The organism is Stenotrophomonas sp. YJH_SMC_133, from assembly GCF_059370655.1.
This window is the reverse complement of the sequence record NZ_JCAFTW010000002.1, coordinates 228329-242617: the sequence shown is the minus strand read 5'-3', so window position 1 is coordinate 242617 and position 14289 is coordinate 228329. Positions and strand designations below refer to the sequence as shown.

The 14289-nt window shown below is 65.0% G+C and carries 15 protein-coding genes; 4 read left to right on the top strand and 11 right to left on the bottom strand.

Annotation, left to right across the window (positions count from 1 at the left end; all coding sequences use genetic code 11):
• Positions 1-4 precede the first annotated feature (4 nt).
• Together AC5P78_RS03650 and AC5P78_RS03645 are read left to right on the top strand one after the other, a co-directional pair.
• The gene (locus tag AC5P78_RS03650; RefSeq protein WP_495217149.1) at positions 5-1351 is read left to right on the top strand and encodes a sigma-54-dependent transcriptional regulator; all 1347 of its coding nucleotides are present in this window, start codon (positions 5-7) and stop codon (positions 1349-1351) included.
• Positions 1348-2700: a sensor histidine kinase gene (locus AC5P78_RS03645; protein WP_005414539.1), complete on the top strand. Its 1353-nt coding sequence runs from the start codon at positions 1348-1350 to the stop codon at positions 2698-2700. The genes AC5P78_RS03650 and AC5P78_RS03645 overlap by 4 nt, the downstream gene beginning before the upstream one ends.
• Before the next feature lie 56 nt (positions 2701-2756).
• Here the strand turns inward: AC5P78_RS03645 and AC5P78_RS03640 are convergent, their stop codons facing one another.
• On the bottom strand, positions 2757-3290 hold the full coding sequence (locus AC5P78_RS03640) for a GNAT family N-acetyltransferase (RefSeq protein ID WP_241876328.1): 534 nt from the start codon (positions 3288-3290) through the stop codon (positions 2757-2759).
• Positions 3259-4626: a bifunctional UDP-N-acetylglucosamine diphosphorylase/glucosamine-1-phosphate N-acetyltransferase GlmU gene (gene glmU / locus AC5P78_RS03635; protein WP_059035493.1), complete on the bottom strand. Its 1368-nt coding sequence runs from the start codon at positions 4624-4626 to the stop codon at positions 3259-3261. The genes AC5P78_RS03640 and glmU overlap by 32 nt, the downstream gene beginning before the upstream one ends.
• An 84-nt stretch (positions 4627-4710) precedes the next feature.
• Between glmU and AC5P78_RS03630 the strand changes: the two genes are divergently transcribed.
• Positions 4711-5094, top strand: coding sequence for a GtrA family protein (locus AC5P78_RS03630; protein ID WP_414498273.1), 384 nt, complete (start codon positions 4711-4713; stop codon positions 5092-5094).
• 303 nt (positions 5095-5397) lie between these two features.
• Here AC5P78_RS03630 and AC5P78_RS03625 read toward each other — a convergent pair whose 3' ends face one another.
• From AC5P78_RS03625 to AC5P78_RS03585, 9 genes are all read right to left on the bottom strand, one after another.
• Entirely contained in the window at positions 5398-5820 is a 423-nt protein-coding gene (locus tag AC5P78_RS03625; RefSeq protein WP_005411127.1) for a F0F1 ATP synthase subunit epsilon, read from the bottom strand.
• 113 nt (positions 5821-5933) lie between these two features.
• Positions 5934-7340 carry a F0F1 ATP synthase subunit beta gene (gene atpD / locus AC5P78_RS03620; protein WP_005411128.1) on the bottom strand — a complete coding sequence of 469 codons (1407 nt, stop codon included), beginning with the start codon at positions 7338-7340 and terminating at the stop codon, positions 5934-5936.
• Positions 7341-7377: 37 nt separating this feature from the next.
• Entirely contained in the window at positions 7378-8241 is an 864-nt protein-coding gene (gene atpG / locus AC5P78_RS03615) for a F0F1 ATP synthase subunit gamma (RefSeq protein ID WP_005411129.1), read from the bottom strand.
• Between the two features lie 97 nt (positions 8242-8338).
• On the bottom strand, positions 8339-9886 hold the full coding sequence (gene atpA / locus AC5P78_RS03610) for a F0F1 ATP synthase subunit alpha (protein ID WP_005411130.1): 1548 nt from the start codon (positions 9884-9886) through the stop codon (positions 8339-8341).
• Between the two features lie 44 nt (positions 9887-9930).
• The gene (locus AC5P78_RS03605; RefSeq protein ID WP_005411131.1) at positions 9931-10458 is read right to left on the bottom strand and encodes a F0F1 ATP synthase subunit delta; all 528 of its coding nucleotides are present in this window, start codon (positions 10456-10458) and stop codon (positions 9931-9933) included.
• A 2-nt stretch (positions 10459-10460) separates the two neighbouring features.
• Positions 10461-10931 carry a F0F1 ATP synthase subunit B gene (locus AC5P78_RS03600; RefSeq protein ID WP_005419512.1) on the bottom strand — a complete coding sequence of 157 codons (471 nt, stop codon included), beginning with the start codon at positions 10929-10931 and terminating at the stop codon, positions 10461-10463.
• Between the two features lie 106 nt (positions 10932-11037).
• A complete protein-coding gene (atpE, locus tag AC5P78_RS03595) occupies positions 11038-11343 on the bottom strand; it encodes a F0F1 ATP synthase subunit C (protein WP_005411133.1) in 306 nt (101 codons plus the stop codon).
• A 73-nt stretch (positions 11344-11416) separates the two neighbouring features.
• Positions 11417-12217: a F0F1 ATP synthase subunit A gene (atpB, locus tag AC5P78_RS03590; RefSeq protein WP_005411134.1), complete on the bottom strand. Its 801-nt coding sequence runs from the start codon at positions 12215-12217 to the stop codon at positions 11417-11419.
• Between the two features lie 31 nt (positions 12218-12248).
• On the bottom strand, positions 12249-12614 hold the full coding sequence (locus AC5P78_RS03585; RefSeq protein WP_006394654.1) for a hypothetical protein: 366 nt from the start codon (positions 12612-12614) through the stop codon (positions 12249-12251).
• 457 nt (positions 12615-13071) lie between these two features.
• Here AC5P78_RS03585 and AC5P78_RS03580 point away from each other — a divergent pair, with 457 nt between their 5' ends.
• On the top strand, positions 13072-13890 hold the full coding sequence (locus AC5P78_RS03580) for a hypothetical protein (protein WP_032967007.1): 819 nt from the start codon (positions 13072-13074) through the stop codon (positions 13888-13890).
• The last annotated feature ends 399 nt before the right edge of the window (positions 13891-14289 follow it).

Here is a 14289-nt window from a genome sequence, read left to right as displayed (position 1 = left end):
CTTGATGCCTGCGATCCTGATCATCGACGACAACGCCAGCGTGGGTACTGCGCTGGACGTGCTGTTCTCCCTGCACGACATCGACACCCTGCAGGCGCACACGCCCGCCGATGGGCTGGCCCTGCTCGAGTCGCAGCCGGTCGATCTGGTGATCCAGGACATGAACTTCAGCGAGGACACCACCTCCGGTGAGGAGGGCGAAGCGTTGTTCGCGCAGATCCGTGCGCGCCATCCGGACCTGCCGGTGATCCTGCTGACCGCCTGGACCCACCTGAGCAGTGCCGTGGACCTGGTCAAGGCCGGTGCGGCCGACTACCTGCCCAAGCCCTGGGACGACCGCAAGCTGATGACCACGGTCAACAACCTGCTGGAACTGTCCGAGGCACGCCGCGAACTGGACCGGCGCCGCAGCCGTGAACTGCACCAGCGCAACGCGCTGGAAGAGAAGTACGACCTGTGCGGCGCGGTCTTCGCCGACCCCGCCAGCGAGCGCGTCATCGCCCTCGCCTGCCAGGTCGCACGCTCGGAACTGCCGGTACTGATCACCGGCGCGAATGGTGCCGGCAAGGAGAAGATCGCGCAGATCATCCAGGCCAATTCGCTGGTGGCCAAGGGCCCGTTCGTGGCGGTCAACTGTGGCGCGTTGCCCTCGGAACTGATCGAAGCCGAACTGTTCGGTGCCGAGGCCGGTGCGTATACCGGCGCCAACAAGGCGCGCGAAGGCAAGTTCGAGGCCGCCGATGGTGGCACCCTGTTCCTGGATGAGATCGGCAACCTGTCGCTCGGCGGGCAGATGAAGCTGCTGCGCGTGCTGGAAACCGGCCGCTTCGAGCGCCTGGGTTCCAACCGCGAGCGCCAGGTCAAGGTCCGCGTGGTCAGCGCGACCAATGCCGACCTGCCGGCGATGATCCGCGACGGTACCTTCCGCGAAGATCTCTATTACCGCCTCAACACGGTGGAACTGGTGCTGCCGCCGCTGGCCGACCGGCCGGGCGACATCGTGCCGCTGGCCGAGCGATTCCTGACCGCTGGCAAGCCGCTGTCCAGCGCCGCCACCGCGGCACTGCAGCGGCATCCGTGGCCAGGCAACGTGCGCGAGCTGCGCAACGTGATCCAGCGTGCCGAACTGCTGGCCACCGGCAACCGCATCGAAGTGGCCGATCTCAACCTGCCGCGCGCAGCCTTCGTACCACGACCGGCACCCAGCGCAGGCAATGATCCCGACCGCGCACGCATCGAGGAGGTGCTGGCGCGTAACCATGGCGTCATCGCCCAGGCTGCCGCCGAGCTCGGCCTGAGCCGCCAGGCGCTGTACCGGCGCATGGACCGCCACGGTATTCCACGCGAATGAAGCGGCGCTCGTTCACTTTCCGCCTGTTCCTGCGCCTGCTGCCGGTGCTGGCACTGGCTGCGGCACTGCCGTGGCTGCTGGCCTACTGGATGGACCATGGCTGGGTGGTGACCACGGTGTCGGCGCTGATCCTGCTGTCGCTGATGTGGTGGACGCTGCGTCGGGCCACCGCCCCGGTGCGGTCGCTGATGCGGGCCCTGGCGGGCACCACCAGCAGCTATCGCGACGGCGAATACAACTTCGGCGTGCACTGGCCCGGCAATGACGAGCTCGGCGACCTGGTGCAGGCACACCGGGAGCTGGGTGATGTACTGCGTGAGCAGCGGCAGGGTCTGGTGCAACGTGAGCTGCTGCTGGACACCATGGTGCAGAACACGCCGGTTGCGATGCTGTTGATCGCCTCCGGCGGTGATGGCATCGCCCGCGTGGTGTTCTCCAACCTGGCCGCGCGCAAGCTGCTGCACGGCGGCTGGAAGCTGGAAGGCCAGCGCCTGGAAGACGTGCTGGAACAGGTGCCGGTGGAACTGCGCGATGCCATCGCCCGTGGCGGTGACAGCCTGTTCGCGGTGCACGCCGAAGGCGAGGATGGCGATGAGGATGACGAGCAGGTCTATCACCTCTCGCGGCGTGCCTTCCAGCTCAACGGTCGTCCGCACGACCTGCTGCTGGTGCGCCTGTTGACCGCCGAGCTGCGCCGCCAGGAAGTGCAGACCTGGAAGAAGGTGATCCGGGTGATCAGCCACGAGCTCAACAACTCACTGGCACCGATTGCTTCGCTCGCCCATTCCGGCGGCGTGCTGGTGCAGCGTGAGCGCTTTGACCGGCTGCCCGAGATCTTCACCACCATCGAGGATCGCGCACGCCATCTGGAAGGCTTCATCCGTGGCTATGCGCGCTTTGCCAAGCTGCCACAGCCGCAGCTGCAGACCGTGCACTGGGCGCCGTTCCTGTCCAGCCTGCGCCAGCAGATCCCGTTCGGCATGGAACGTGAGCCGGACGAGGAGCTGAGCAGCCGCATCGACATCGCGCAGTTCGGGCAGGCGTTGTTGAACCTGCTGAAGAATGCGCACGAAGCCTGCGCTGAAGCCGAGCCGCCCAACGACGATGTGCAGGTACAGCTGACCCGGCTGCCGCAGTGGCTGCGCCTGGACGTGCTTGACCGCGGCAAGGGCATGAACGAGCAGGTGCTGCAGAACGCACTGATGCCGTTCTATTCGACCAAGCGCAATGGCACCGGGCTGGGGCTGGCGCTGACGCGGGAGATCGTGGAGGCCCACGGCGGACGGGTGTCACTGCAGAACCGCGGCGATGGCGGGTTGTGCGTGTCGATCCTGCTGCCGGTGGGTTGAGCGGACCGATCGGGTAGATCCACGCGATGCGTGGATATGCCGACCGAGGCCGGCATCTACCAGGCCTGCCGCATCGCCACGCGTAGATGCATCGGAAACCCCAGCGCGGCCTCTTCGGCCATCACCGCCTGCAGCCCTGCACCCCACTCCGCCTCCGGTGCGGCGACGAAACCTTCGCTGGCATAGAAGGCCGCATTCCACGGCACGTCGGACAACGTGGTCAGCACGGCCGAGCGATAGCCTTTCGCCCGGGCCTGTACCAATGCATGGCGCAACAACGTGCGCCCATGACCTTGCCGCGCGTGTGCAGGATCCACATCCATCTGCAGCACGTGGAACTCACCTGCCAGTTCGCCGGCAAGCAGATAGCCGGCGATGCCAACGTCAGCCGCATCCACCACCCACAGCTGCCCGCGTTCAAGGCCATCCTGTAGTGTCGGCAGGTCCAGGCCATGCCCGGCGAACACCGGATAGGCCTCATGGCCCCTCAACACCTCGCCGGCGCGCTGCTCGATGCCGGGCAGCACACCGAGTTCATCGGCGCGGGGAATGCGGGGCTCAGGACTTCTTGAGCGGGCGCTTCCAGCCATCGATGGTTTCCTGCCGGGCACGTGCCAGTGTCAGTTTGCCGTCCGGCGCGTTGCGGGTGATGACCGAACCGGCGGCAATGGTCGCGCCGTCGCCAATGGTCACCGGTGCCACCAGCGAACTGTTGGAGCCGATGAACGCGTTGTCGCCGATGGTGGTGGTCGACTTGTTCACGCCATCGTAGTTGCAGGTGATGGTGCCAGCGCCGATGTTCACCTTGCTGCCGATCACCGCATCGCCCAGGTAGGTGAGGTGATTGGCCTTGCTACCGACACCCAGCATGACCTTCTTGGTCTCGACGAAGTTGCCGACGTGCACGCCATCGGCCAGCACGGTGCCCGGTCGCAGGCGCGCGAACGGGCCGATCTGCGCGGCACCCTCGGTAACCACCCCCTCCAGATCGCAGTGCGCACGCACTTCGGTGCCCGGCCCAAGGTTGACGTCCTTCAAACGGTTGAACGGACCGACGGTGACGCCGTCGCCGAGCACCACGTTGCCCTCGAGCACGACATCGACGTCGATCAGCACGTCGCTGCCCACGGTGACAGTGCCGCGGATGTCGAGCCGGGCGGGATCGCGCACGCGCGCCCCCTGTGCGCATAAGGCCCGCACCGCACGACGCTGCCAGGCACGCTCCAGCTGCGAGAGCTGCCAGGGGTCGTTCGCCCCTTCGGCCTCCTGCGCGTCGGCCACCAGCGCCATTTCGGCCGGCGTGTATTCATGGGCGGCAAACGCAAAGACATCGGTGAGGTAGTACTCGCCCTGTGCATTGCTGTTGGAAAGCTGCGACAGCCAACGGCGCAGCGCAGTCGATTCGGCGGCGATGATGCCGGTATTGATCGTACGCACGCGCAGCTGGTCATCGGTGGCGTCCTTCTGCTCGATGATCGCGCCAACCTTGCCCTCGGCATCGCGCAGCACGCGGCCATATCCGGTCGGGTCATCGACATCGGCCACCAGTACCGCCAGCCGGCCCGGCTGTGCGAGCAGGTCGCGCAGGGTCTGCGCACGGATCAGCGGCACGTCGCCGTACAGGACCAGCACCTGCGCCAGGTCGGGAACCTGGGGCATCGCCTGCGCTACCGCATGGCCGGTGCCGAGCTGCTGAGCCTGTTCGGCCCATTGCAGGTCGGGCTGGCCGGCGAAGTACTGGCGCACCGCCTCGCCGCCATGGCCATGGACCACGTGGATCGCCGCCGGCTGGAGCTCACGGGCCGCGTCGATCACGTGCGCCAGCATCGGCTGGCCCGCGATCGGCTGCAGCACCTTCGGCAGCACCGACTTCATGCGCTTGCCTGCGCCGGCGGCGAGGATGATGACGTGCAGGGGTTGGGTCATGGGAACGGCGGTCCGTGGTTCGTTGCCGGTGATTCTAGAGCGTGCGCCGTTAACATGGGCATCCCTCCTCCCTTCGCCATGCCGATGAGCCTCGTCCGCCAGGGAAGCGCCTACCTCGTCATCGGGCTCGTGCAGCTGCTGCTCGACTGGCTCGTGTTCGTGGTCACCACCGCGCTGGGCGTGCCCGTGGCGCCGGCCAACATCGCCGGGCGCCTGGCCGGCATGCTGCTGGGCTTCTGGCTCAACGGCCGCTACACCTTTGCCGAGGCTGGCACCCGCAAGCTGGGATGGAAGCGATTTGCACGCTTTTTCAGTCTATGGCTGCTGCTCACCGTGGCGAGCACATTGCTGGTGAGCCTGGTGGACCATGCGCTGGGCCTGCAGTACACCTGGCTTGCCAAACCGCTGGTGGAAGGCGGCCTGGCGTGTGTGTCGTTCCTGCTGATGCGGTACGTGGTGTATCGCTGAGACGGCACCAGGATCGGGATCGGGATCGGGATCGGGGACCGGGATCGGGGACCGGGATCGGTGATCGGTGATCGGGATCGGTGATCGGGATCGGGACTGGGGACCGGGACTGGTAGAGTCGACTGGTAGTCGACTAACGCGCGCAGCGCGGGATTTTCGCGGCCTGAACGTAGAGCAGTCGACTAACAGTCGACTCTACCCAGTCGACTCTACCCGGTCGAATCCACCCGGTCGACTCTACCCAGCCACCCGAACAAAAACGCCGGCGCAGGGCCGGCGTTTTCGTGGATGCAGCGCGGAACCTCAGTGCTTGAGGGTCTTGCGCAGGCGTTCCAGGGCCTGCAGCTGGACGACGGCTTCGGCCAGCTTCTGCTGGGCTTCGGCCACTTCCATGGCTTCACCGCGGTTGGCCAGGATGCGCTCGGCTTCTTCCTTGGCCTTGCGGACCGAGGCTTCGTCGATGTCCTGCGCGCGGATCGCGGTGTCGGCCAGCACGGTCACCACCTGCGGCTGCACTTCCAGGATGCCGCCGGAAATGGCGAAATCCAGCTGCTCGCCATTCGGCGTGGTCACCACCACCTTGCCCGGCTTCAGGCGGGTGATCAGCGGCGCGTGCTTGGGCGCGATGCCCAGTTCGCCCAGCTCACCGGTGGCCACGACCAGGGTCGCTTCGCCACGGAAGATTTCCTGCTCGGCGCTGACGATGTCGCAACGGATCGTGCTCATGCAAATCTCTTCGCTGTTCGCGGCGGCGCAATGCCACCGTGGGGGTCCACCGGCGCGGGCGGTTGCCCGGCGCCGGCGTCAGGTCGGGCAGGATCGCTCCCGCCCGCCCCGGATCAGGCCTTCTCGGCCATCTTCTTGGCCTTCTCGACCGCTTCTTCGATGCCGCCAACCATGTAGAACGCCTGCTCCGGCAGGTGGTCGTACTCGCCATCGACGATGGCCTTGAAGCCACGGATGGTGTCCTTCAGCGGCACGTACTTGCCCGGCGAACCGGTGAACACTTCGGCCACGTGGAACGGCTGGCTGAAGAAGCGCTCGATCTTACGGGCGCGCGACACGGCCTGCTTGTCCTCTTCGGACAGTTCGTCCATGCCCAGGATCGCGATGATGTCCTTCAGTTCCTTGTACTTCTGCAGGGTCTGCTGGACGCGCTGGGCGGTGTCGTAGTGCTCGTGGCCGATGACCAGCGGGTCCATCTGGCGGCTGGTGGAGTCCAGCGGATCGACGGCCGGGTAGATACCCAGCGAGGCGATCGAACGCGACAGGGTAACGGTCGAGTCCAGGTGGGCGAAGGTGGTTGCCGGCGACGGGTCGGTCAGGTCGTCCGCGGGAACGTAGACGGCCTGGATCGAGGTGATCGAACCGTTCTTGGTCGAGGTGATGCGCTCCTGCAGGACGCCCATTTCCTCGGCCAGGGTCGGCTGGTAACCCACGGCGGACGGCATGCGGCCCAGCAGTGCCGACACTTCGGTACCGGCCAGGGTGTAGCGGTAGATGTTGTCGACGAACAGCAGGACGTCCTTGCCCTTGCCGTTTTCGTCCTTCTCGTCGCGGAAGTACTCGGCCATGGTCAGGCCGGTCAGGGCGACGCGCAGGCGGTTGCCCGGCGGCTCGTTCATCTGGCCGTACACCATCGCCACCTTGTCGAGGACGTTGGAGTCCTTCATTTCGTGGTAGAAGTCGTTGCCCTCACGGGTACGCTCACCCACGCCGGCGAACACGGACAGACCGCTGTGCGCCTTGGCGATGTTGTTGATCAGCTCCATCATGTTGACGGTCTTGCCGACGCCGGCGCCGCCGAACAGGCCGACCTTGCCGCCCTTGGCGAACGGGCACATCAGGTCGATGACCTTGATGCCGGTTTCCAGCAGTTCGGTGGCCGGGGACTGGTCTTCGTACGACGGGGCCGCACGGTGGATTTCCCAGCTGTCGCTGGCGGCCACCGGGCCGGCTTCGTCGATCGGACGGCCGAGCACGTCCATGATGCGGCCCAGGGTGCCGGCGCCGACCGGCACCGAGATGCCACGGCCGGTGTTGACGGCAACCAGGTTGCGCTTCAGGCCGTCGGTGGAACCGAGGGCGATGGTACGCACCACGCCGTCGCCCAGCTGCTGCTGGACTTCGAGGGTGATCTCGGTGTTTTCCACCTTCAGTGCGTCGTACACCTTCGGCACCGATTCACGCGGGAATTCGACGTCGACGACCGCGCCGATGATCTGAACGATCTTGCCCTGACTCATTGCTGCATCCTCTAATGTGTGCTTTGAACGAACGCGGTCAGACTGCTGCCGCGCCGCCGACGATTTCGGAGATTTCCTGGGTGATCGCTGCCTGGCGCGCCTTGTTGTAGACGAGCTGCAGGGTGCCGATCAGCTTGTTGGCGTTGTCGCTCGCCGCCTTCATCGCAACCATGCGTGCCGCATGCTCGGAGGCGACGTTTTCCAGCAGTGCCTGGTACACCAGCGACTCGATGTAACGCGTCATCACGTGCTCGAGCACGGTCGCGGCATCGGGTTCGTACAGGTAGTCCCAGTCGTGGTGAGCGACCTGCTTCTCAGCCGGCGGCAGCGGCAGCAGCTGATCGAAGCTGGCCTTCTGCACCATGGTGTTCACGAAGCGGTTGTAGACCAGGTACACGCGGTCGATCTTGCCTTCGGTGAAGGCGTCGAGCATGACCTTGATCACACCGATCAGCGATTCCAGCTTCGGCACGTCGCCGATGTGGGTCACGCTGCCGACCATGTTGACCTTCACGCGGCGGAAGAAGGTCGAAGCCTTCTGGCCGATGGTCACCAGGTCCACTTCCGCACCCTTGTCCTGCCATGCCTTGGCTTCGCCCAGCATCTTGCGGAACAGGTTGTTGTTCAGGCCGCCGGCCAGGCCGCGATCGGAGGAGATCACGATGAAGCCGACCCGCTTGACCTGCTCACGCTCGACCAGGAACGGATGCTGGTAGTCGGTGCTGGCCTGGGCCAGGTGACCGATCACCTGCTTCATCGCCTGCGCGTACGGACGCGAGGTCTTCATCCGATCCTGCGCCTTGCGGATCTTGGAGGCCGAGACCATTTCCAGGGCGCGCGTCACCTTGCGGGTGTTCTGCACGCTCTTGATCTTGGTTTTGATTTCGCGTCCGCTTGCCATCTCTTGTTTCCCGTGGCGCGGGGCTGCTGCCCCGCGTTGTTCAACCGTTTGTCATCTGGTCCAGCGGAGCCAGCGGCTCCGCTCTACAGGACCGCGATTACCAGCTGCCGGTGGTCTTGAACTCGGCGATGCCCTTCTTGAAGGCACCTTCGATGTCGTTGTCCCAACCGCCGGTGGCGTTGACCTTGCTGACCAGCTCGCCCTGGGTGTTGGCGAAGTGGGCGTGCAGGCCTTCTTCGAACGCCAGCAGCTTGTTGACCGGCACGTCGTCGAGGTAACCCTCGTTGACGGCGTAGATCGACAGTGCCTGGTTGGCGATCGACATCGGCGCGTACTGCTTCTGCTTCATCAGCTCGGTGACGCGCTGGCCACGCTCCAGCTGCTTGCGGGTCGCTTCGTCCAGGTCCGATGCGAACTGCGCGAACGCAGCCAGCTCGCGGTACTGGGCCAGCGAGATACGGATGCCGCCGGACAGCTTCTTGATGATCTTGGTCTGGGCCGAGCCACCGACGCGCGACACCGAGATACCGGCGTTCACGGCCGGGCGGATGCCGGCGTTGAACAGATCGGTTTCCAGGAAGATCTGGCCGTCGGTGATCGAGATCACGTTGGTCGGAACGAAGGCGGACACGTCGCCGGCCTGGGTTTCGATGATCGGCAGCGCGGTCAGCGAACCGGTCTTGCCGGTGACCTTGCCTTCGGTGAACTTCTCGACGTATTCCTCGGACACGCGGGCAGCGCGCTCGAGCAGACGGGAGTGCAGGTAGAACACGTCACCCGGGTAGGCTTCACGGCCCGGCGGGCGCTTCAGCAGCAGCGAGATCTGGCGGTAGGCGACAGCCTGCTTGGACAGATCGTCGTACACGATCAGCGCGTCTTCGCCGCGGTCCATGAAGTACTCACCCATGGTGCAGCCCGAGTAGGCGCTGATGTACTGCATGGCAGCCGATTCGGAAGCGGTCGCGGCCACCACGATGGTGTGGGCCAGCGCGCCGTTCTCTTCCAGCTTGCGCACGATGTTGGCGATGGTCGAAGCCTTCTGGCCGATCGCAACGTACACGCACTTGATGCCGGTGCCCTTCTGGTTGATCACGGCATCGATCGCCATCGCGGTCTTGCCGGTCTGGCGGTCACCGATGATCAGCTCACGCTGGCCACGGCCGATCGGGATCATCGAGTCGACCGACTTGTAGCCGGTCTGCACCGGCTGATCGACCGACTTGCGCCAGATCACGCCCGGCGCAACACGCTCCACCGGAGCGGTCAGGTCGGTGCCCAGCGGGCCCTTGCCGTCGATCGGCTCGCCCAGCGCGTTCACGACGCGGCCCAGCAGTTCCGGACCGACCGGCACTTCCAGGATGCGGCCGGTGGTCTTGGCGACGTCGCCTTCGCGCAGGTGCTCGTAGTCACCCAGCACCACGGCGCCGACCGAGTCGCGCTCCAGGTTCAGGGCCAGTGCGAAGGTGTTGTTCGGCAGTTCGATCATTTCGCCCTGCATCACGTCGGCCAGACCGAAGATGCGCACGATGCCGTCGGACACGCTGGTCACGGTGCCTTCGTTGCGCGATTCCGCGGCCAGCTTGACCTTCTCGATGCGGTTCTTGATCAGTTCGCTGATTTCGGAGGGGTTGAGCGTGGTTGCCATCGTCAAGTCCTAGTGCCGGCAGCGGGGCCGGACGTTAAATGAATTCAGTTAGCGAGCGCGGTCTGCAGACGGGCCAGCTTGCCCTTCAGCGAACCATCGATGACCACGTCGCCGGCGTCGATCACGGCGCCGCCGATCAGCGAGGCATCGACCGCGGTGGTCACGTCGACCTCGCGGTTGAAGCGCTTGCGCAGCGCGACCTTGATCGCGTCCAGCTCACCGGCCGACAGTTCGGCGGCCGAGGTGACGGTAGCCTTGACCACGTGCTCGGCTTCGGCGCGCAGTGCGTCGAACATGCCGGAAATCTCCGGCAGCAGCGGCAGACGATGCGATTCGGCCAGGATGGCCAGGAAGCGCGAGTAGGTCTCGCCGTGGGACACCGGCGCCAGCAGGGCGACGGCGTCGTCACGACCCAGCTCCGGGTTGGCGAGCAGGGCCGCCACGCGCGGGTCGGCGGCGACGTGGGCGGAGAACGCGAGGGCGTCCGACCACGGCGCGAACGCGCCTTCGTCGCGCGCGGTCGCGAACGCGGCGCGGGCGTACGGGCGGGCAAGCGTGAGGGCCTGGCTCATCCTTAGATCTCCGAGGCCAGCTCGTCGAGCAGCGCCTTGTGGGCGTTGGCGTCGATTTCGCGCTTGAGCAGCTTTTCGGCACCGGTCACGGCCAGCGCGGACACCTGCTTGCGCAGATCTTCACGGGCACGGTTGGCGGCGGCGTCGATTTCAGCCTGGGCCAGTTCCTTCTGACGGGTGGCTTCGGTGATCGCTTCGTTACGGGCAGCATCAACGATCTGGTTGGCACGCGCGTGGGCCTGATCGATGATCTCGTTGGCCTTGGTGCGTGCTTCCTTCAGCGCTTCGTTGACCTTCTCCTGCGCCTGGGCCAGATCTTTCTGGCTGCGGTCGGCAGCAGCGAGGCCTTCAGCAATCTTCTGCTGGCGCTCTTCGATCGCGTTCATCAGCGGCGGCCAGATCTTGGTCGCGATGATCCAGATCAGACCAGCGAAGGCCAGCGCCTGCGCAAGAAGGGTGAAATTGATATTCATGGTTAGCTCGATCGCTGGTTTCGGGGTGGACGCGCCGCCGTAGCGGCACATCCGGCCTTCATCCGAAACCGGGTGCATCAGCACCCGGTCGTCTCAAACCGCTGTATCAGCCGGCCAGAGCCTTGGTGACGGCGCCAGCGAAGGCAGCCGACAGCGGGTTGGCGAAGGCCAGCAGCAGGCCAACGGCGACCGAGATGATGAACGCGGCGTCGATCAGGCCGGCGGTGATGAACATGCGGACCTGCAGGACCGGGATCAGTTCCGGCTGGCGGGCGGCCGACTCCAGGAACTTACCAGCCATGATGGCCAGACCCAGACCGGCGCCCAGCGCGGCCAGGCCGATCATGATGCCGACGGCAAGGGCGGTGGAGCTCTGAATCTGCGCGAAGTTGGTCAGGACGGCGAAGTACATGGTTATCTCCAGGAACTTAAGTTGCTAAGGGTGATGAAACGGATGAAGGTTGAAACGCGTTGAAGCTTGAAACTCAGTGAGCGTCTTCCGACAGGCTCAGGTACACGATCGACAGCATCATGAAGATGAAGGCCTGCAGCGGGATCACCAGCAGGTGGAACAGCATCCAGCCGAGGCCGAACACACCACCGGCAATGGCACCGAAGAAACCGGCACCACCCAGCACCCAGATCAGCAGGAACACGATTTCGCCGCCGAACATGTTGCCGAACAGTCGCATCGCCAGCGAGATCGGCTTGCTCAGCCACTCGACGATGTTGAGGATCAGGTTGAACGGCATCATCCACTTGCCGAACGGGGCCGTCAGGAATTCCTTGATGAAGCCGCCCAGGCCCTTGGACTTGAGCGCGAAGAACAGCATCAGGAAGAACACGCTGATGGCCATGCCCAGGGTGGCGTTGACGTCAGCGGTCGGGACCGGCTTCCAGTAGTGCACGCCCGCCCATTCCAGCGGCTTGGCGATGAAATCGGCCGGGATCATCTTCAGCAGATTCATCAGCAGAATCCAGAAGAAGATGGTGATGGCGATCGGCGTGACCAGCTTGCTCTTGCCGTGGTAGGTGTCCTTGGCCTGGCGGTCGACGAACTCCAGGCAGATTTCAACGAAGGCCTGCCACTTGCCCGGCACGCCGGCGGTGGCCTTGCGGGTGCCCAGCCAGAACGCGACAACGATCACCAGGCCCATCAGGACCGCGGTGAGGAAGGTATCGACGTGGATATGCCAGAACATACCCTCACCCTTGCCGACCGGCGCGGTCAGGTTGTGCAGGTGATGCTGGATGTAGCTGGTAGGGGTTAGAGCCTCGCCCGCCATGTGTCCGGAACCTTCAGTTAATTGAATTCTGTCAACGCCTGGCCATCGCCAGGACCTGGAACATCAAGCCGACGGCGATACCGGCCAACAGCGCCAATGCAGGCAGCTTGAAGACCAGGAACCCCACCAGCAGGACGCCGAAAACCACGACCCACTTGGCCACGATCGCAATGATCAGGCGAGCCATCGCCGATCCTGCGGCCAGTGCCCCACCGCCCAGTGCCATCCGTGCCGCCACCCAGCCACCGGCCGAAATGGCCACACCGGACGCCAGCGCGCCGAGGGCGTATTTCGGACCTACCAGCAGGAAGGCCAGGGCCAGGACAGCCACTGCGGCCAGCGGGTAGACCGCGGCGCGCAGCATCAGTCGCCGACCCGCATCAACGGAGTTCAGCACAGGACGTCCCGCGTGGTTGCAAGTGGAGGGCTGAGGCGGCTACAGCAGGGGGGCCTCATCGAGCCGCCAAATTATAGCAATGGGACAATTTGCGAGACAACCGCTCCCTGTTCATCCCTGGAAGCCGCAAGTTGCGGTAACGGTTACATTTTTGCGTGCCACCAGGGGGACAATGACGTCCGCACCATGTTGCGACGCACTATTGAACTTTGGTCGCAGGCTGCGGAACTTTCGTCAGACATGCCGGTCCGATCATTCGACCTGCCTGCAGCATCCTCGTCGGCTCCGCCCCGCAGGTCCCACGATGGCCCCGAAGCCCGGCTCCGGGGCCATCTTTTTGCATCGTCGCGACAGCACTGAACCGTACACATGCCATGGACCATACGTTCACGCATGGTGGACGGGCCTGTCCGGCACAGTGGCCTTCATTCTGATGAACCACTGCAAGGACTCTTCGATGCGCCCCGTACCCACCCTGCTCGCCCTCTCCCTGCTCGCTGCCGGCGCCTCGTTCGCCAATGCGGCCCACGCCGCCGAAGGCGATGACCGCTTTGCCATCCGTCTGGGTGCGATGAACATCGATTCGGACAACACCCTCCGCGGCAGCACCACCGTGGCCGGCCAGGACATCTCCCTGAACCAGGACTTCAAGCTGGGTGGCAAGGAATGGGAGCCGCGCATCGACGGCATGTTCCGCATCAGCAACCGTCAGCGCCTCCTGTTCAACTACTTCAAGTACGACAAGGACCGCCGCGAGACCCTCGACCAGGGCATTTCCTTCGGCGGTGAGAACGTGCCGGCCGGCAGCTTCGTGAAGGGTGAGCTGAAGTACCAGGTGGCCAGCTTGGTCTATGACTACTCGGTGGTTGATACCGACACCTTCGACCTCGGCCTGCAGATCGGTGGCGAATACGCCAAGGTCAGCACCAAGGGCTACGCCGACCTGGGCACGGTGTACGAAGGCCAGTTCCTCGACGAGAAGGCCGATGGCGTGGCACCCGTGGTGGGCGCCCGCATGACCTTCACTCCGTCCGAGCGCTGGATGATCACGCTGCAGGGCCAGTACCTCAACACGCGCTGGGGCAGCTTCGATGACTACAAGGGCGACCTGAGCCGCGCCAATGCCATCGTCGATTACCGCTTCACCAAGAACTTCGGCGTGTTCGCCGGCTACGACTGGTTCAAGCTGGACGTGGACAAGAAGGGCAGCGACGGTACTGTCGGCCTGAAGCAGGAATTCAAGGGCCCGGTGGCCGGTATCAGCTTCGTGTTCTGATCCCCCGCCCCTTCCACGGCACCCTCTCTCCTGGCGCGGCCTCCGGAACATCGGGGCCGCGTTTTTTGTGGCATCGTCGAGCAGAGAAGCAGGTTGGTCGAGCGCGGGGGGAGAGGGGCTTGCGTGCGAATGTCCCCCGGCGCCGGCCTACGGCCGACGCCTCCTCCTTTACTTCGCACACAAGCCCCTCTCCCCCCGCGTGTCAGGAATCCGGGCGGCTTTGGCACTGGCTCTGACTATCCGCAAGCCGAGCCGCTGCGCGGGTGGCAGGCGTTTGGACAAAGTAAAGGAGGAGGCGACCGCCGCAGGCGGGCGGCGGGGGACATTTGTCCAAACACCTGCCACCCGCGCAGCGGCCCCACCGCTCGCAAAAATCCGGAGCGGAGAAACAAAAAGCCC